Source organism: Metabacillus kandeliae (assembly GCF_021166585.1).
Classification (GTDB): domain Bacteria; phylum Bacillota; class Bacilli; order Bacillales; family Bacillaceae; genus Metabacillus_B; species Metabacillus_B kandeliae.
The window spans coordinates 178,560-195,735 of the sequence record NZ_JAJOZE010000004.1; the positions used below are offsets into that span (position 1 = coordinate 178,560).

The 17,176-nt window shown below is 45.2% G+C and carries 20 protein-coding genes; 15 read left to right on the forward strand and 5 right to left on the reverse strand.

Going from position 1 to position 17,176, the window contains the following annotated elements:
* Window positions 1-70: 70 nt before the first annotated feature.
* Window positions 71-433: a BsuPI-related putative proteinase inhibitor gene (locus LRR81_RS11855; RefSeq protein ID WP_231789587.1), complete on the forward strand. Its 363-nt coding sequence runs from the start codon at window positions 71-73 to the stop codon at window positions 431-433.
* Between the two features lie 37 nt (window positions 434-470).
* Here LRR81_RS11855 and LRR81_RS11860 read toward each other — a convergent pair whose 3' ends face one another.
* The 3 genes from LRR81_RS11860 to LRR81_RS11870 form a co-directional block, all read right to left on the reverse strand.
* Entirely contained in the window at window positions 471-650 is a 180-nt protein-coding gene (locus tag LRR81_RS11860; RefSeq protein ID WP_231789588.1) for a DUF3813 domain-containing protein, read from the reverse strand.
* Between the two features lie 2 nt (window positions 651-652).
* A complete protein-coding gene (locus LRR81_RS11865) occupies window positions 653-886 on the reverse strand; it encodes a hypothetical protein (protein WP_231789742.1) in 234 nt (77 codons plus the stop codon).
* 83 nt (window positions 887-969) lie between these two features.
* Window positions 970-1,782: a Cof-type HAD-IIB family hydrolase gene (locus LRR81_RS11870; RefSeq protein ID WP_231789589.1), complete on the reverse strand. Its 813-nt coding sequence runs from the start codon at window positions 1,780-1,782 to the stop codon at window positions 970-972.
* 232 nt (window positions 1,783-2,014) lie between these two features.
* Here LRR81_RS11870 and yjfP point away from each other — a divergent pair, with 232 nt between their 5' ends.
* From yjfP to LRR81_RS11920, 10 genes are all read left to right on the forward strand, one after another.
* Window positions 2,015-2,782 (forward strand): esterase, encoded by a 768-nt coding sequence (gene yjfP / locus LRR81_RS11875; RefSeq protein WP_231789590.1) that lies wholly within the window; start codon window positions 2,015-2,017, stop codon window positions 2,780-2,782.
* A 72-nt stretch (window positions 2,783-2,854) separates the two neighbouring features.
* Window positions 2,855-3,163 carry a metal-sulfur cluster assembly factor gene (locus tag LRR81_RS11880; protein WP_231789591.1) on the forward strand — a complete coding sequence of 103 codons (309 nt, stop codon included), beginning with the start codon at window positions 2,855-2,857 and terminating at the stop codon, window positions 3,161-3,163.
* A 186-nt stretch (window positions 3,164-3,349) separates the two neighbouring features.
* Window positions 3,350-4,387, forward strand: a complete 1,038-nt coding sequence (argC, locus tag LRR81_RS11885) for an N-acetyl-gamma-glutamyl-phosphate reductase (RefSeq protein WP_231789592.1) — start codon at window positions 3,350-3,352, stop codon at window positions 4,385-4,387.
* Window positions 4,388-4,425: 38 nt separating this feature from the next.
* Window positions 4,426-5,649, forward strand: a complete 1,224-nt coding sequence (argJ, locus tag LRR81_RS11890) for a bifunctional ornithine acetyltransferase/N-acetylglutamate synthase (protein WP_231789593.1) — start codon at window positions 4,426-4,428, stop codon at window positions 5,647-5,649.
* Between the two features lie 16 nt (window positions 5,650-5,665).
* On the forward strand, window positions 5,666-6,445 hold the full coding sequence (gene argB, locus LRR81_RS11895; RefSeq protein ID WP_231789594.1) for an acetylglutamate kinase: 780 nt from the start codon (window positions 5,666-5,668) through the stop codon (window positions 6,443-6,445).
* Complete coding sequence (locus tag LRR81_RS11900) at window positions 6,442-7,596, forward strand: acetylornithine transaminase (protein WP_231789595.1); 1,155 nt, start codon at window positions 6,442-6,444, stop codon at window positions 7,594-7,596. The genes argB and LRR81_RS11900 overlap by 4 nt, the downstream gene beginning before the upstream one ends.
* Before the next feature lie 269 nt (window positions 7,597-7,865).
* Window positions 7,866-8,924 carry a carbamoyl phosphate synthase small subunit gene (locus LRR81_RS11905; RefSeq protein WP_231789596.1) on the forward strand — a complete coding sequence of 353 codons (1,059 nt, stop codon included), beginning with the start codon at window positions 7,866-7,868 and terminating at the stop codon, window positions 8,922-8,924.
* On the forward strand, window positions 8,917-12,015 hold the full coding sequence (locus tag LRR81_RS11910; protein WP_231789597.1) for a carbamoyl phosphate synthase large subunit: 3,099 nt from the start codon (window positions 8,917-8,919) through the stop codon (window positions 12,013-12,015). The genes LRR81_RS11905 and LRR81_RS11910 overlap by 8 nt, the downstream gene beginning before the upstream one ends.
* Window positions 11,990-12,937, forward strand: coding sequence for an ornithine carbamoyltransferase (gene argF, locus LRR81_RS11915; protein WP_231789598.1), 948 nt, complete (start codon window positions 11,990-11,992; stop codon window positions 12,935-12,937). The genes LRR81_RS11910 and argF overlap by 26 nt, the downstream gene beginning before the upstream one ends.
* A gap of 68 nt (window positions 12,938-13,005) precedes the next feature.
* On the forward strand, window positions 13,006-13,185 hold the full coding sequence (locus LRR81_RS11920; protein WP_231789599.1) for a YjzC family protein: 180 nt from the start codon (window positions 13,006-13,008) through the stop codon (window positions 13,183-13,185).
* A gap of 166 nt (window positions 13,186-13,351) precedes the next feature.
* Here LRR81_RS11920 and LRR81_RS11925 read toward each other — a convergent pair whose 3' ends face one another.
* Window positions 13,352-13,540, reverse strand: a complete 189-nt coding sequence (locus tag LRR81_RS11925; protein ID WP_231789600.1) for a YjzD family protein — start codon at window positions 13,538-13,540, stop codon at window positions 13,352-13,354.
* A gap of 155 nt (window positions 13,541-13,695) precedes the next feature.
* Between LRR81_RS11925 and LRR81_RS11930 the strand changes: the two genes are divergently transcribed.
* From LRR81_RS11930 to LRR81_RS11940, 3 genes are all read left to right on the forward strand, one after another.
* On the forward strand, window positions 13,696-14,475 hold the full coding sequence (locus LRR81_RS11930) for a lipase family protein (protein WP_408631603.1): 780 nt from the start codon (window positions 13,696-13,698) through the stop codon (window positions 14,473-14,475).
* A 108-nt stretch (window positions 14,476-14,583) separates the two neighbouring features.
* Window positions 14,584-15,399, forward strand: coding sequence for an NAD-dependent epimerase/dehydratase family protein (locus LRR81_RS11935; protein ID WP_231789602.1), 816 nt, complete (start codon window positions 14,584-14,586; stop codon window positions 15,397-15,399).
* 16 nt (window positions 15,400-15,415) lie between these two features.
* The gene (locus tag LRR81_RS11940) at window positions 15,416-15,607 is read left to right on the forward strand and encodes a ComZ family protein (RefSeq protein ID WP_231789603.1); all 192 of its coding nucleotides are present in this window, start codon (window positions 15,416-15,418) and stop codon (window positions 15,605-15,607) included.
* A 24-nt stretch (window positions 15,608-15,631) separates the two neighbouring features.
* On the opposite strand, the gene LRR81_RS11945 is transcribed toward LRR81_RS11940, so the two are convergent.
* Complete coding sequence (locus LRR81_RS11945; protein WP_231789604.1) at window positions 15,632-15,967, reverse strand: hypothetical protein; 336 nt, start codon at window positions 15,965-15,967, stop codon at window positions 15,632-15,634.
* Between the two features lie 263 nt (window positions 15,968-16,230).
* On the opposite strand from LRR81_RS11945, the gene LRR81_RS11950 reads away from it, so the two are divergent.
* A complete protein-coding gene (locus LRR81_RS11950; RefSeq protein WP_231789605.1) occupies window positions 16,231-17,163 on the forward strand; it encodes a beta-ketoacyl-ACP synthase III in 933 nt (310 codons plus the stop codon).
* The last annotated feature ends 13 nt before the right edge of the window (window positions 17,164-17,176 follow it).

Genomic DNA, 17,176 nt, shown 5'->3' on the forward strand with positions numbered 1-17,176 from the left:
GAAATGGCTGACTGGCATACTCTGCATTATCCTTCTTGCGGGATGCAGCTCTAAAGAGGCGGCGAAAAAAGTGGATAAGGATAAATTGATTCTGCATGCATCACAGGAAGTAAAGGAAGGGTCCATTATATTTGTTTTCACGATTCACAATCCTTCTGATAAAGGAAAAAAGCTTGTTTTCAAGTCCGGTAAAAAGTATGAAATTACAGTCAGGGACTCTGGCGGTAAGGAAGTATACCGTTATTCAAAAGGAAAAATGTTTACACAGGCCATTGAGGAATCCTCGATTCAGCCTGGAGAAACCCTTTCTTATCAAGAAGCATGGAATTATTTAAAAGAAGGTTTTCCGACTGGCAACTACAAAGCCGTTATTGAGTTTTTAGGAACAGATCCTCCCTTAAAAGCGGATTTAAAGTTTTCCTTGCCGGAATAAACAAGCTGCGGAAAGATATCCGCAGCTTGTTTTTTGCTTATTTCAACTGATTCAGATCATCTTGAAGGCTCTTGAGCTGGCCTCTTTCCGCGTCAGAGGACTGGGCATAAGCGGAGGAAAGGGCGTTTTGCGCCTTTTCTGCCGTTTGGCTTCCCGCTTCTGAGTTCTCGGCTTTTCTGACCATTTCCCGAGCTTTTTGAAAAAGTTTGTTTCCCATTGTTAAAACCCTCCAAGCGAATCTTCATCAATCATTTCCTCTTTTCGGCGGTCTTCTGCCTCTGCCAGCGTCATTTGATAAGGGAAGCGCTCATCGTGCTTGGAAACTGTATCTTTTCCCTGCTGAGTAAATCGTCTGGATTTATTGCTTTTGCCCATGTCAATCCGCTCCTTCGCCAGTTTATTGGAAGCGAGGGGACGGTTCTGCTGCTTCGGAAGCGTGAGAACCGTCCCCATGCTTCCATGAAAAGAGAGACACCATCATGGTATCTCTCTTAGTTTTTCATTTTGCAGAAATAATATGGCTGGTGTGTTTTGCCTTATAGAGAAAGCGTCTTTTCGAGGTAAAGCGCAATCCCGTCTTCTTCATTGGTTTTGGTTTCGTGATCCGCTACAGCCTTTAGCTGATCGATCGCATTTCCCATTGCTACTCCTTGTCCGGCATACTGAAGCATTTCGAGGTCATTGTCCTCGTCGCCGAATGCAATGATGCGCTCCTTGGGGATGCTGTAGTAATCGGCGATTTTCTTCAGGCCAACTGCTTTGTTAATGCCCTTTTTAATGATTTCAATGACATGCCAGGGCGCAGCCCAGCGTCTGTGCTCCACAACTTCAGCATGCACGTCAGATAAATAGGCGCGGATTTTGTTTACATTTTTTTCGTCTGAATGGATTAGAATGCTTGTCACGTCTTCGCCGAGGTTTTCCCTTAAATCGCCTACAGTCATTTCAGGATCTCCCATGCTGAATACGTCAAGCAGCCGCTCGTCATGCTGATGGAAATACACTTTGTCTTTTACTTCTGCGAGAATATTATGTACATGATGCTTTACGGCGGTATCAATGATTTGCTGCACGACATCAAGTTCAAGTGTTGTATGATATGTGCCCCATTCTTCATCTTTCGGATGGTGAACAAATGCGCCGTTAAAGTTAACGATCGGCGTATCCAGATTCATCTGGCGGTAGTATAAAGAGCTTGAACGATAAGGCCTGCCTGTGGAAATACAGACAATATGCCCGGCTGCCCTTGCTTTTTTGATTGTCTGCAGGGAGCGGTCAGATATGGTTTTATCATCTTTTAAAAGAGTTCCGTCAAGGTCGAGCGCAATTAAATAAGGTTTTGTTTCCATATGATCTCCTTTTGTCCATCAAGATTGGCTCTGTCAAATGTCATGGCAGGTGATGCTCATGACCTGTAAGCTTCACAGCAGGAGCAGGACTATTTAGAGAAGCCTGTTCAAATCTGAGAAGCCATATCTGCTTTTTTAAAAGAAGCTGTATGATTAGTGTATCTTTTTACCGAGATTTTTGTCTACATGTTACACTAAAGTTATTGCTAAAAAGCTTAGGAGGGCTAAGATATTGGTCATTGTTGAAAAGATAAAAGCTGATGGTGTTCCGCTTCTTCATGCAGTGCAGGAAGAAAACAGGGACAGCAAAACGCCTTTCGTGATGTTTGTCCACGGATTTACCAGTGCAAAAGAGCACAATTTGCATTATGCCTATCTTCTTGCTGAAAAAGGCTTCAGAGTGGCGCTGCCTGAGGCAATGTATCACGGGGAACGAGCGGAAAATCTGGCATCAGGCGAATTGAATGTCCGCTTTTGGGACATCGTACTTAATGTTATTCAAGAACTTGGAACGGTAAAACACTATTTTCAGAAAAGAAATCTCATTGATGAAGAGCGGATAGGAGTTGCCGGCACCTCTATGGGCGGCATTTCGACACTTGGAGCATTAACCCAATATCCATGGATCAAAGCAGGTGTGAGCCTGATGGGAAGCCCGCACTACGTCAGCTTTTTAAAAAAGCAGGTCGAATACATGCAAAGTATCGGCATCGTGCTTCCGATTACAGATAATGAACTGGATGAGCAGCTGAACAGACTGAGACCGTTTGATTTAAGCCTGCACAGGGACAAGCTTCAGAATCGCCCGCTGCTTTTCTGGCATGGTGAAAAAGATCCTGTTGTGCCATTTGCACCTACTTACCGGTTTTATGAAGAAGTGAAGAAGGATTATGAAAATCACCCGGAAAATTTGGTTTTCATTAAAGATCCAAATGCAGATCACAAAGTATCGAGAGAAGGACTGCTCGCATTAGTGGATTGGTTCTGCAAGCATCTTTAGTACTGGCTGCAGGCAGTCCTGTTTAGAAATCGGAGGAAATTCGATATAATACATAAAAAAGGAGTGGATACCATGGAAGAAGCACTGAAAGAAAATATGATGGGTGCCCTTGAGCAGGTAGTGGATCCTGAGCTTGGCATTGACATTGTTAATTTAGGATTAGTATATGATGTAGAACTGGATGAGGAAGGCCAGGCAGAAGTGACAATGACCCTGACATCAATGGGATGCCCTCTTGCCGGCACAATTGTGGATCAGGTTAAGATTGCTTTAGAAGGAATTCCTGAAGTAAAAGAGACGAATGTCAACATCGTCTGGAATCCGCCTTGGTCCAAAGACAGAATGTCCCGCTATGCTAAAATCGCTTTAGGCGTCAGCTAATATTTGAAATGAAAAGACCCGGCTTTTTGCCGGGTCTTTTTTAATTATGTAAAGTTTAAAGCAAAACCCTCACAGATGGACGAACAATTTTCTTGCCCGAATAATTATAAAAATACAATTGCTTTTTAAGTTTATACAAAGTTATAATAGGGGAAATAATTCAATGAACCAAATGGGAGGGATCTAATGAATATAGGAATAATAGGGGCTAGCGGTTATGGAGGAGTGGAACTTCACCGGTTTTTAGAGCGTCATCCCCATGCAGGGAAATGTATATTGTATACATCTTCAGAGGAAAAACCAATATACTCAGACTTATACCCGCATCTCACAGACATAAACCAGGAAGTCTTGCAAAACCAGCAGAATCTTGAAGAAACAGATGTGCTTTTCATTGCAGCACCTTCAGGAGTATCAGCAGCGATGACGCCTGAAATTGTGATAAAGCATCCTAACATGCAGATCATTGATTTATCAGGCGACTTGCGTTTGAAAAATTCCGAAGATTACAAAAAGTGGTACGGAAAAGAGCCGGCTTCCCAGGAAGTTTTAGTGAAGGCTGTCTACGGTTTAGCGGACCTAAATAAGGAAAGCATCAAAGAGGCGCAGATTATCGCAAATCCAGGGTGCTATCCGACGGCAGCTCTTCTTGGACTTGCGCCGCTCTTTCATTCTAGAGACATCGCTGATTTAGGCTCGGTTATCATTGACGCAAAGTCAGGAGTATCAGGAGCGGGAAAAAAAGCAGTACAGTCTTCGCTCTTTTCGGAAATGAACGAGAACTTCCGCACTTATAAAATTGCAGAGCATCAGCATACTCCTGAGATTGAACAATTTCTTGGCAGCTGGGCAGAGGATGAGGTAAAAATCACGTTCACACCGCATCTTGTGCCAATGACAAGAGGCATTATGGCAACAGCCTATATTCAGCTGAAAAAGGAAATCGGCACAGATGAACTGTTGGAGCTTTACCGTGAATTTTACCGAAGCTCTCCTTTTGTCCGAATCAGAAAAGAAGGCAGCTACCCTTCGACAAAAGAAGTATACGGCTCAAATTATTGCGATATCGGATTAAAAGCAGATCCGCGAACAGGCAGGCTGGTCGTCGTTTCTGTTATCGACAATTTGGTAAAGGGCGCTGCAGGGCAAGCGGTGCATAATTTCAACTTGATGAATGGATTTGAAGAAACATCGGGACTTGAAGCAGCACCGATTTATCCATGATTTTTTGAGAAGGGCAATCAAAACAGGAGGGATTTATTGTGCAGGAAGCAATCGCAGCGGAAATAACAAAGGTGTCTGAAGGGAACGCGGCATCTCCAAAGGGATTTTCAGCAGATGGCGTTCACTGCGGGCTTCGCTATGAAAAAAAGGACATTGGCATATTGTTTTCTAAGGTTCCGGCTAACTGTGCTGCTGTCTATACGCAAAGTCATTTTCAAGCGGCTCCGCTGCAGGTAACAAGAGAAAGCATTGCTGAAGAAGGAAAAATACAGGCACTTCTCGTAAACAGCGGCATTGCAAACGCGTGTACAGGCAAAAAAGGGCTTCTGGATGCCTATGAAATGAGGAGCCTGGCAGCTGCAAAGCTTGGAATAAAGGAACATCATGTAGCTGTGGCATCGACCGGAGTAATCGGCGAGCATTTAAAAATGGACCTGATTGAAAAAGGGGTTGAAATGCTGAACCCGGTTCCTGAAGGAGGAAGCTCTTTTCATACGGCGATCTTAACAACCGATACTTGCGAAAAAAGCAGCTGCTGGCAGTTTAAGGCAGACGGAAAAACCATCACGGTCGGCGGTGCAGCTAAAGGCTCCGGAATGATTCACCCTAACATGGCGACAATGCTCGGCTTTATTTCAACAGACGCCAATGTAGAGGCAGATGCCCTTCAGGAAGCGTTAAAGAACATTACCAATCATACGTTTAATCAGATTACAGTTGATGGCGAAACCTCCACAAACGACATGGTGCTCGTGATGGCAAACGGCTGTGCGGAGAATGAGCCTCTTAATAGAAATCATAAAGATTGGGATATTTTTTGCGATACGCTTCAAATTGTGTGCGAAGAACTGGCAAAAAGCATCGCAAGAGATGGAGAAGGAGCGACAAAGCTGATTGAAGCAAATGTCAGCGGCGCCCGGACAGATGAAGAAGCAAGAGTTGTTGCGAAAAAGATTGTCGGCTCAAGCCTGGTGAAATCTGCCGTATACGGCGAGGATGCAAACTGGGGAAGAATTATCGGTGCGATGGGCCACAGCAATGCTTATATGGAGCCTGCAGGCATTGATATTTATCTTGGCGGGCATTGCATGCTTGAGGCGGGAGAACCGCAATCCTTCAGCGAGGAACTGGCAAAAGCTTATTTACAGGGAGAAGAAATTACAATTGGCGTTGACCTTCATGTAGGAGAAGGAAAAGGAACAGCATGGGGCTGTGACTTAACCTATGATTACGTCAAAATAAACGCGAGCTATCGTACGTAAGGAGACTCTTTCAAATATGGAGAATACCTTTGTATTAAAATGCGGCGGAAGCATATTGAACAATCTTTCAGAGAATTTTTACCAATCCATTCTTCACATGCGGGAGCAGGGCTGGAAGATTGTGATTGTACACGGAGGCGGCCCTGAAATTACCGATCTGCTTACAAGAATGAATGTTGAAACAGAATTCAGCGGCGGGCAGCGGAAAACAACGCCGGAGGTTATGGAGGCGTGCGAGATGGCGCTTGCCGGAAAGGTGAATAAAAAGCTTGTTCGAATGCTTTCAGAACATGGACTGCCGGCTGTCGGCCTTACCGGACAGGATGGTGGAATGCTGAAAGCGGAATTCCTTAACCAGGAGCATCTGGGGCTTGTAGGGAAAGTGACGCAGGTTGAGCCGGAGCTTCTGCGGGTGCTGCTGGATAAGGGGTTTATCCCGGTTGTTGCACCGCTTGCTGCTGCAGAAAACTATCAATCTCTTAATGTGAATGCAGATCTTGCAGCGGCTGCTGTAGCAAAAGGGCTCTCAGCCAATCGGCTCCTCTTTGTAACAGATGTACAGGGCATTTTAAAAGAAAAAGAGCTGGTCAAAGAAATCAGTCCTGAAACCATTCTGGAATACATTTCAGCCGGGATTATTTCCGGCGGGATGATTCCTAAAACAGAAGCCGCTGTCAGCACTCTTTCAGATCAGCTGAAGGAAGTGATGATTGTGAGCGGGAAAAGCGCATTTTTCACGAATGGAGAATTTATCGGAACAAAAATAGGCAGGCAAAAGGAGGCGTTAAGCCAGTGAGCTCCTTATTTCCAACATACGGAAGATGGGACGTTGCGATTACAGAAGGAAGAGGATCCCGTGTTAAGGATAAAAACGGCAAGGAATATCTTGATTTTATTTCAGGCATAGCTGTTACAAATCTTGGCCACCGCCATGAAAAAGTAAAAGAAGCCATTTCAGAGCAGCTTGAAAAGGTGTGGCATACATCCAATCTGTTTCAAAATGATCTGCAGGAAGAAACAGCAGAAATTCTCTGCTCGCATTCTGCAGGCGATGCCGCCTTTTTCTGCAACAGCGGAGCTGAAGCAAACGAAGCGGCCATCAAGCTTGCGAGAAAGCATACGAAAAAAGAAAAAATAATCACGTTTAAACAGTCTTTTCATGGCAGAACATTTGCCACAATGGCTGCGACAGGCCAGGAAAAGGTGAGAGAGGGATACGGGAGCATGCTGTCATCCTTCCAATACTTCGAATATAACGACACTGAAAGGCTAAAAAGCCTAAAGGATGATTCTCTCGCTGCCATCATGCTTGAAGTTGTGCAGGGTGAAGGCGGGGTGCGGCCGGCAGATCTTGAATTTTTGCAGGAAGCAGAAAAAGCATGCAAAAGAAACGGCGCTCTTCTCATCGTTGACGAAGTGCAGACAGGAATCGGCAGGACAGGCAGCTTATTCGCTTATCAGGAAGCTGGATTAGATCCTGATATTATTACGGCTGCCAAAGGACTGGGCAGCGGATTTCCTGTAGGCGCAATGCTTGGAAAAAAAGAGCTGGCAAAATCATTCGGCCCAGGCTCCCATGGAACAACTTTCGGCGGCAATATGCTGGCAATGGCTGCAGCAAAAGCAACGCTTGAAACGGTTCTCGCAGAAGGTTTTCTTGAAGAAGTGAAAGAGAAAGGGAGCTATCTGCTGACTGAGCTTAAAAAAGAACTGGATGGTCTCGATCAGGTGGAAGAAATTCGCGGAAAAGGGCTGATGGCCGGCATTGCCTGCAGCGAAAAAGCCATGCCCATGATTGAAAAGCTGAGAGAAGCAGGACTGCTGGTGCTTCCGGCAGGCGAAAAGGTGATCAGACTGCTCCCGCCTCTAACCGTTTCAAAAGAAGAAATCGGCGAAGCTGTGCAGATGATTAAAAATGTACTCGCGAAATCAGAAGTGGAAGTGTAGGAGAAGAAGGCGGGTTTTACAGGGCTTTTCCTTTTAAGGCTTTGTTAGAGAAGAATGTTGATTTTTGAGCACCTGTTGATTGGAGTGGCAGGCGGGAGACTCCTGCGGGAGCAGCGGGACAGGTGAGACCCCGCAGGCGCTATGGCGCCGAGGAGGCTCACCGCCCGCCCCGCGGAAAGCGGACGCCTCGTGCTGAAATCAACAGCCAACTTTAACAGAACCTCTATGAAAAAGAAGATCCAGAAAAGACATATATTGAGGTGGCAAACATGCAGGGATATTTAATTTTAGAGGACGGTACATCTTTTGAAGGGGAAATCGGCGAACCCCCTCCTTCGCCAAGTGAAGGGGAAATTGTCTTTTTCACAGGCATGACAGGCTATCAGGAAGTGCTGACAGATCCTTCTTACAGAGATCAAATCATTGTGTTCACTTATCCGCTGATCGGAAACTACGGCATCAATCAGGAGGATTTTGAAAGCAGGCAGCCTTCTGTGAAAGGGGTTGTGCTTTATGAATGCTGTGACGATTTTTCCCATTATAAAGCAGTCTCAAGCGTGAAGGATTATTTGGGAAAATGGAACGTGCCGATTCTTGAACATGTCGACACACGAGCTGTCGTTAAAAATATCCGTGAAAAAGGAACAATGAAAGCCATGATTGCAGAAGATGAAAGCAGCTTGCTGTCAGACGGGCCTGTTGAAATCTGCCAGGATTCCGCTGAAGCAAGCATAACAACCTGCGGAAACGGGACGAAAAAAGTGGCGCTGATCGATTTTGGCTATAAAAAATCGATTGCAGATTCACTTGCCAAAAGAGACTGCACTGTCACGGTTATTCCTTATCAGCAAATGGAGAAGGTGTTTGATCTGCAGCCGGACGGAGTAGTTTTTTCCAATGGACCTGGTGATCCTAAGGGGCACTCAAATAGCTTGCCGCTGATTAAAAAGCTGGCTCAAAGCTTCCCGGCTCTCGGAATTTGCCTCGGCCATCAGCTCCTTGCTCTTGCTTTCGGAGGAAATACAGCAAAGCTCCGCTTCGGACACAGGGGAGCCAACCATCCAGTATGCGATGTGAAAACACAAAATGTCTTCATGACATCTCAAAACCATAGCTATGTTGTGGACCGTCTTAACGAAGACAGCTTTCTGGTCCGGTTTAAAAATGTGAATGACGAAACCGTCGAAGGACTGACTCATCAGACACTTCCGATTCTATCTGCCCAGTTCCATCCTGAAGCTAATCCGGGGCCTTCTGACAGCGAATGGATCCTGGATGAATTTTTGCAAATGGCTGAAAAGAAGGGCGGGGAAAAAATTTATGCCTAAGAAGAAGTTTACAAACGTGCTGGTAATAGGATCCGGCCCTATTATCATCGGTCAGGCAGCAGAGTTTGACTATTCAGGTACCCAGGCATGCCTTGCTCTGAAGGAGGAAGGCGTCAGGGTCATTCTTGTCAACAGCAACCCGGCAACGATCATGACGGATGAAGAGACAGCAGACGCGGTTTATTTTGAACCGCTTACGGCCGAAAGCCTTGAAAAAATCATTATAAAAGAAAAGCCGGATGGCCTTCTTGCCACAGTCGGCGGGCAAACGGGCCTGAACCTTGCCTTCCAACTGAATGAAAAAGGCATTCTTGAGAAATACGGCCTGCAGCTTCTTGGCACTTCAATCCAATCGATTGAAAAAGGAGAAGACCGGGAGAAATTCCGTTCCTTAATGAAGGAATTGCAGGAGCCTGTTCCGGAAAGCGAAATTGTGACAAGTCTCCAAGAGGCGCTGGATTTTGCCGGCAGAATCGGCTATCCGCTCATCATCCGGCCTGCTTACACGCTCGGCGGTAAAGGCGGAGGCATTGCGGAAACCGAGGAAGAGTACAAAGATACTGTCATCAATGGCCTGCAGGCAAGCCCGATTCATCAATGCCTGATTGAACGGAGCATTGCCGGGTTTAAAGAATTGGAATATGAAGTAATGAGGGACGAAGCCAATACATGCATCACTGTATGCAATATGGAAAATATCGACCCTGTCGGTGTACATACAGGGGATTCAATCGTTGTGGCGCCTTCTCAGACACTGATTGATAAAGAATATCAGATGCTAAGGAGCGCTTCACTGAAAATTGTATCATCACTCGGCATTATTGGAGGGTGCAACATACAATTTGCGCTTGACCCGAAAAGCGATCAATATTACGTGATTGAAGTAAATCCAAGGGTCAGCCGTTCTTCTGCCCTTGCATCAAAGGCAACGGGCTATCCTATCGCAAAAATCGCGGCAAAGCTTGGACTTGGGTTTACGCTGGATGAATTGAAAAATCCTTTGACTGAAACAACTTTTGCGAGCTTTGAGCCTGCGCTCGATTACGTCATCGTCAAGTTCCCGCGCTGGCCTTTTGACAAGCTGAAAGGCATTGACCGGAAGCTTGGCACTAAGATGAAGGCAACGGGAGAGGTTATGGCAATCGCAAGAAACATGGAAGCAGCCCTGCTGAAGGCCCTTGAATCGCTTGAACTGCCAAATGCAGGCACGAGGCTTCCTGAGCTTGCATCATGCTCGATGAACGAGCTTGAAAAGCTTTCTGTTAAAGCGGATGACCGCCGGTTCTTTGCTGTAACAGAGCTTTTAAAGCGGGGCAAGCCGATTTTGGAAATTCATGAAGAAACGGCAATTGACCTGTATTTTCTAAATGTATTCGCAAAATTGGTCAGAATGGAGAGGGAGATTGAAAGCCATCCGGAACATCTTGATCAAAGAGAAAAGCTGCAGCAAATAAAAGAAAAAGGGCTATCTGACAAAACGATTGCCTTTTTAACCGGAATCAGCGAAATGGAAGTCAGGGAGAAAAGAAAGGCAGCAGGCATCTCGCCGATCTTCAAGCATGTTGATACATGTGCCGCAGAATTTGATGCCCGGACGAATTATTTTTACTCTTCCTATTACGGCGTAAACGACTTGGAACAGCAGGAGGGGCAGAAAAAGAAAGTGCTTGTGATCGGATCTGGACCGATCCGCATCGGCCAGGGAGTGGAGTTTGACTACAGTGCTGTGCAGGGTATACGGTCGCTGCAGGCTCTCGGATATGAGGCCATTATGATCAACAACAACCCGGAAACGGTCAGCACCGATTTTGAAACAGCTGACAGATTGTATTTTGAACCGCTCACACTTGAATATGTCCTGAACGTTGCCGAGCATGAAAACATAGAAGCGGCCGTTGTCCAATTCGGAGGGCAGACAGCCATCAATTTGGCAGAAGAGCTTGAAGAAGCAGGCATCAAGCTTTTAGGAACCAGCAGCCATCTTCTGGATTTGCTCGAAGATCGAAAGCTCTTTTACAGCCTGCTTGACCGCCTGGATATACCCCGTATGAAGGGGGCAGCAGCGGCCAATGAAGAAGAAGCTTTGGAGTACGCTCTGGAAATCGGATTTCCGCTTCTTTTGCGGCCATCCTATGTGATCGGCGGAAAAGGCATGGTTGTGCTGGATTCAGCACAGACCCTCGCTGATCTGCTTGCCGGGATGGAGAAAAAAGAGTTCCCTGTTCTTCTTGACCGTTATTTTACAGGTGATGAAGCTGAAATTGATCTTGTCTCTGATGGGAAAAGCATCTTTGTCCCAGCTGTGATGGAGCATATTGAGCGGGCAGGGGTTCATTCCGGTGACAGCCACGCGATCCTCCCTGCACAAAATATAGCAGAAAAGGCTCTTTTGAAAATGGAAGAGTACGGAAAAAGAATAGCGCTTGATATTGGCTACAAAGGGTTAATGAACATTCAGTTTCTGTTAAGCGGGGAAGAGGTTTATGTGCTTGAGGTAAACCCTAGAGCAAGCAGGACCGTACCTGTCATCAGCAAAGTAACAGGAATCAGCCTTGTGGATATGGCGGTCAAAATTCTGTGCGGCACATCATTGGAAAAAATTAAGCCGGAGCCTAAAAAGCTGAACTATGCGGCAGTTAAGCTGCCTGTCTTTTCGGTTCATGCTATTCCTGATATGGATGCCCTTCTGTCACCTGAAATGAAATCAACTGGAGAAGGAATGTTCCTTGGCAAATCAGCAGTGGAGGCTTACCGGAAAATGTTCGATGGCGGGAGCCTGCTGGAAAAGCCGATTTTCATTGATGACGAACTAAGTGAAAAAGACCTTCCTGAACTGGCGGATGCGGTGTATTACAAAGATTCCTTTGATGAGCGGCTGCAGGAAATAGGCTTGCTTTACAGCCCGGGCAATACTGCCTCCTCAAAGAAAAACAGAAAAAAAGCAGCTTCCTATGGGGTAAGAGTGATTACAGAAGCACCGATTTTAAAAGCTTTCTGCCAGGCGCTGAATGTAAAGGATTACGAAGTACGGTCTATTCAGGAATGGCAAAAGGAGGAAACAGCGATTGAGTATTCCGGCACCCATTCTTAACAATCAAAGCTTAAAAGGGAAGGATTTTTTAACCTTATTGGATATCACTTCCGAGAATTTGAAGGAACTGATCAGCACGGCTGTTCTATTGAAAAAAGACCGTGTTCAGCCGCTTTTAAAAAATAAAATTCTCGGAATGATTTTTGAAAAATCCTCTACAAGAACAAGGGTTTCGTTTGAAGCCGGAATGATTCAGCTTGGCGGGAGCGCGCTTTTTCTCAGCACAAAAGACCTGCAGCTTGGAAGAGGAGAATCTGTTGCGGATACTGCACGGGTTCTGTCCTCCTATTTGGATGCCATCATGATCAGAACCTATGATCAGAAGATGCTTGAGGAACTGGCTTTCCATTCTTCCGTGCCTGTGATTAACGGCCTGACAGATCAATTTCACCCTTGCCAGGCGCTTGCAGACATGATGACAATTTATGAAGCGAAAAAAACGTTCAGCGGCATTAAAGCAGCCTACATTGGCGACGGCAACAATGTGGCCCATTCTTTTATGATTGCCTGTGCAAAGCTTGGCATAGATTATTCTTTTGCGGGGCCAGAAGGATTTTTTCCAGATCCGGAAGTGGTGAAGGAAGCTCAAAAAGAGGCTAAGAAGACCGGTGCTGTGATTGAACTGACGGAAGATCCGAAAAAGGCAGCGGCTCATGCTGATTTTATTTATACCGATGTCTGGACCAGCATGGGCCAGGAAGAGGAAGCAGGCAAAAGGCATGCCATTTTTACTCCTTATCAAATCAATTCAGAACTTTTTTCGGGAGCGAAAACAGACTCATTTTTCCTTCATTGTCTTCCTGCTCACAGAGGGGAAGAAGTTACAGCTGAAATTATGGACGGCAGCAGATCCCTTGTTTTTCAGCAGGCGGAGAACAGGCTGCATGCCCAAAAAGCGCTTTTGACTCATCTTTTGCAATAACTGTTCATGAAAAGAGCGTCCTCTTGGCATACTAACGGGGAAAACCGCTTGAACAGGAGGAAAAAGAATTGGGACAGCAGCATAGGTTCAGACCGGGACAAAAAGCTCCGAATAACGGTACTTATATAGAAGTGGGCGAAACCGGAGACAACGTGGTCAATCCGAAAATGATCAAGATGAGTGCAGGAGATCATTTTCCGGAAACAGCCAATCACAACCGGCAATGGACATATAAAAGAAAACCGTAAAAACCATCCCTCGGGATGGTTTTTTAATTTAGGCAGCTGATTAGTCCCAGTGATGAGCTATGTTTTAACAGGGACTGAATAAGGAATAAAAGATACCGGGGAACTCAGATAAGCAGGGGCTATAAATTTACAACAAAAAAAGGCATCAGAACGATACCTTTCTTCATCAATGATGATTGGTTTCTGCTGTGCGGTCAGGTACAACAGAAGCAATTATGTAAAGTAAAACCGTTGCTATTACTCCAAGAATAGAAGCAGTTCCGAAGTTATAAGACGTACCGATCATGGCAGTCGCAACGTAGCTTGCCATATGCACAAGCAAAAATGCCCAAATAAATGTCCAAATGAAACGCATTTGTTTCACCCCGCTTACATACAATTCTACACTTATCTTATCACTTTTAACCTTACAATAAAAGAAGAGATTGTCTGCCGGCCGTGTCAATTTTTTGACTGTTGTACACATGTTTAAGCAGTCTGCCTATGCAGAGAGCTTTTTGGCTGAATAAGATGAATAAAGTGCTGAAATCTGAAGAGAAGGGTGGTGGGCAAGCATTGAAAACCTATGATCGTTTTTTTCTAATGGAAGATGAATGGAGCGTGATTCACGTTCCCTATAAACCGAACGGGTTTGGCATTTTTATCATTGGTGACAGGCTTCATTCAGTTGATGAAAATACAAGCTTCTGGATGCAGCATCATGGCCGGAAGCAGCTGCTTTCACGGCTTTTGAACGAAGGGTACACGCTGTTTCAATCAAACCTGACAGGTATTCACTGGGGCTCCGAAAAAGCGGCAGTATTATCAAAGCTTTTTATCCATGCTGTACTGAAAAGAGAAACGCTGAATCAAAAGGTGCATCTTCTGACTGAAGGGATGGGAGGGCTGATCGGTCTTGCGCTGATGGAAAGCATTCCTGAACAAATCCGGTCGGCAGCTATGCTCAATCCCTGCCTTGACCTTCAGGCGCATCTTCATAATGAAAAAAGCCAAAAATTTTATTATAAAAGATTAGTAAAAGAAATCTCCAAAGCCTATGAGATAGATGAATCAGAAGTACCCTCTTTTGCATATAAATCCATTGAGGAATGGCGCACCTGCCTTCCGGTAAGAATTTGGCACAGGATGAACGGAAACGCTTATCCTTATCAGAAGCACAGCAAAAAGTACGAAGAGCTGCGGAAGGAAATAGGATGCCCCATTGACTTAAGCCTGCATGCCGGAGACCACTTTTACAGGCTTCAGGATAAAGTCATCCGGTTTTTTAATGAAAACGAAAAACTGCTGTAAATGGAACTGCTTACGAAAGAAAGCAGTTTTTTCTTTTGTCTGCTTCTAGGAAGTTCGCCAAAGCTCATAAATTGAATAAGATACCTTTTAAATGAGGGGGACTGCTTCATGGATACTGTTATGATATATGGAATGGAAACCTATGCGGGATTTGCACTATGCGAAAAATTTCTGCAGGAAGGCATTCCTGTTTGCGGCATATATGATATAGAAGGAAAGCCGGCAGTGCAAAAGCAATTTGAAGATAAAATGATGCTGATTGGAAGAAATGCCCTGCTCGAGGCCCGGGCATGGACAAAAGACTTTGTTTTTCCAGACGAACCGCCATCTGTTGTTTATTGTGCTGCAGATGGAGAAGGCGGGATTGCAGGCGAAGAACAGGTCAATGCCCTGCTGTCCTGGGCATCAGCTATGGAATTGCAATTTCTTCTGCTCTCATCACTAGACGTATTTGGCGAAGAGCAGCTTGTCATCACAGAAGAAACAGCGCCAGAGCCTGACACAGACAGAGGGAAGCGTCTGCTTGCCATAGAAAAGGCTGCTGCCAAAGCCTACAGCAATACCGAAAACAGGTACGGGATTCTAAGGCTTCCTGTCTTATATGGACCTGGTATGCCTGCTGATTTTATGAGTGATAAAAAGAATCCGCCGATGAGAGGGCTGCTATTTATCTCTGATGCGGTAAGTGCTATAGTTAAAAATGATTGCAGCATTTTTTTCAGAGGCATGCCCCTTTATCTGGCTTCAGAAAGAAATGAAGACATGATAAGAACTGCACAGGCCCTTGGCCATGAGCTGACGATCACGATGTGCGGCCAGAAGATTCCGAACGGGCTTACTATTGAATGTCCTGAAGTGACACCTATAGAAGAAAAGCTTTCACAGCTGAAAAATGACACTTTGCTCAAAAACAGAATGAATTAGAAAGAGGGGATTTACCATGGAACAGCACCCAAAATCAATGGAATTCATGCAGGCAGCTATGAAGTACTTTCCGGAAGCACAGGCCCAGCTTGAAAAAACAGGCATTGAACTGACAATGGAACGCATTCAGCCGATGATGGAGCTTTTTATCAAAGTAATGGGCGATGCCTATGAAATGGGCAGGGAAGATGCGCTGAAAGAAAAATAAGTGCCGGATACAGGCACTTATTTTTTACGTTAATTTATTTTTGATCATCTCCACAATAGGAGAAAATTCTTTCATAATCGGCTTTAATTCTTTAAGGGAAGCCATGATATCGTCCAGCTGCCCCATGATTTGAAAATAATTCACTTCCTGTTCAGGAGTTTCTTCCGGTTCAGGCTGCTTAAATGCGCTTTTTCCAAACATGAGCTGATCGAATTTGTTCCCTCTGTCTAAAGGGCGCTTTGGCTTTGCCGGCTGCGGGCTTTCCGGCTCTTGTTCCGGCTTTTTGGCCAGTTCAGGCTCTGAATGTTCAGCATCATATTCATCAAGGATCGGAATTTCTTCCCAGACTTCTTCACTCATTGTATCACCGCCTTTATATAGAAGGATTGCGTTCACTTATACTTTATGAAAAAGGGCATAAGAGGTCTGGACGCCTGCCATCAACTTTGTTGATTATTCTCATAAAATAAGCTAAAATTAGTACCAAGTCATAATATTTGATGTTAAAAAATAAGCTCTTTTTAGAGCTATGCGCCTTGCCTTTTTGGCTGGCATAAAAAGCTTGCAAGCCAGGAGTTTGCCCGGCAGGCAGCTGATAAAATATAATTTAAGGAGATGCGTATATGAACGCAGGTATTATAGGAATCGGCCGTTATGTTCCTGAAAAGGTGCTGACTAACCATGATTTGGAGAAAATGGTGGATACGTCAGATGAATGGATCAGAACAAGAACAGGAATTGAGGAAAGACGCATTGCAAGCGACGATGTGAATACATCGCACATGGCATTGATGGCAGCAGAAAAAGCTATAGCGAATGCTGGAATAGAAGCTTCAGATTTAGATATGATTTTAGTTGCAACTGTAACGCCTGACCGCCCCTTTCCGTCTGTTGCCTGCATGCTTCAGGAGCAGCTTGGCGCCAAAAAAGCTGCAGCAATGGACATCAGTGCGGCTTGTGCCGGGTTTATGTACGGCCTTGTAACAGCCAAGCAGTTTATCGAAACGAACACGTTTAAAAACATTCTGGTCATCGGCGTAGAAAAGCTTTCCAGAATCACCGACTGGGATGACCGGAATACGGCTGTTCTGTTTGGTGATGCAGCTGGAGCAGCAGTTGTCGGCCCTGTAAGCGAAGGAAGAGGCATTCTTTCTTTTGAACTTGGTGCTGACGGAACGGGTGCCAAGCATCTTTACCAGGATGAATTTATTATCATGAACGGACGTGAGGTATTTAAATTTGCTGTCCGTCAAATGGGTGAATCCAGCCTGAATGTTCTAAGAAAAGCAGGCCTGAAAAAAGAGGATGTTGACTGGCTGATTCCTCACCAGGCTAACATCCGCATCATGGAGGCAGCACGGGAAAGACTAGAGCTTCCTGTTGAAAAAATGTCCAAAACGGTTAATAAATACGGTAATACTTCAGCGGCTTCCATTCCGCTTTCACTTGTAGAAGAACTGGAAGCTGGTAAAATAAAAGATGGAGATTTAATTGTTATGGTCGGCTTCGGCGGAGGCCTGACATGGGGCGCAATCGCAATGCGCTGGGGAAGATAAAAGCAGATATAAA